General features: G+C 57.6%; 1 protein-coding gene. It reads right to left on the bottom strand.

The features are described from left to right. Positions 1-276, bottom strand: a 276-nt coding sequence (locus SB719_RS19840; RefSeq protein WP_412159689.1) for a PTS transporter subunit EIIC, incomplete at both ends; no start/stop codon positions are given.

The raw sequence follows: 276 nt of genomic DNA, 5'->3' as shown, positions 1-276 counted from the left end.
CAATCGCCAGCCCCAGCACCACCGCGCCGAGGAATCCCGCACCCGACTGGGTGCCGAGCAGCGCTTTGTCGTTCGCCAGATAGCAAACCAGAAACGCCGGAGCGAAAGCCGGTTTATCGGCAATCGACGAGGCAATATAAGCGCCCATGATGGGGATCATAAAGGTGAAGCCAAGGTAACCGATGGATTCAACTACCCAGGTAAACGACGGCGCGCCTTTCGACATATCGGTATACGGCAAACCGAACTGCACCAGCATGTTGGCAAGCGCCACCA

It is taken from the genome of Pantoea sp. SIMBA_079, assembly GCF_046940275.1.
Taxonomy (GTDB): Bacteria; Pseudomonadota; Gammaproteobacteria; order Enterobacterales; family Enterobacteriaceae; genus Pantoea; species Pantoea borealis.
Note: the sequence above shows the minus strand (reverse complement) of the source record. Positions and strands in the feature narration are given on the sequence as shown.